The sequence below is a fragment of the Pseudomonas sp. HMSC063H08 genome (assembly GCF_001813645.1).
Taxonomy (GTDB): Bacteria; Pseudomonadota; Gammaproteobacteria; order Pseudomonadales; family Pseudomonadaceae; genus Pseudomonas; species Pseudomonas aeruginosa.
The window spans coordinates 1-293 of the sequence record NZ_KV813568.1 but is presented as its reverse complement, the minus strand read 5'-3'; the positions used below and the strand labels follow the sequence as shown (position 1 = coordinate 293).

The following is a 293-nucleotide window of genomic DNA, read 5'->3' as shown; positions in this document are numbered from 1 at the left end:
TAGCTCAGGATCGAGACGTCTGGTCCACGGCTGCCGAGGTCAGGCTTCTCCATGGTTCAGCCCAGCACAACGGGGGTGATCAGCACCACGATGACCTCGCGCTTGGTATTGCGGGTCAGCCCGCCGCCAAGCCCGAAGAACCCAGCGTCGCCGGTGCCGATCTTGTTGGTGTCCTCGGTGGTCTGGTCGAAGCCGGAGAGTACCAAGGTCTCGCCGCTGCGCAGGCGTACCTTCTGGTCGAACAGTTGTATGTCGTAGCTCGGGAACTGGGCTTTGGAGTCCCCGCTGGTCTG

Annotated in this window: 1 pseudogene; it reads right to left on the bottom strand. The window is 62.8% G+C overall.

Features of this window, described 5'->3' with window-relative positions:
* Positions 1–56: 56 nt before the first annotated feature.
* Positions 57–293, bottom strand: a pseudogene (locus HMPREF2924_RS26450) (PilN family type IVB pilus formation outer membrane protein); the annotation flags it as partial.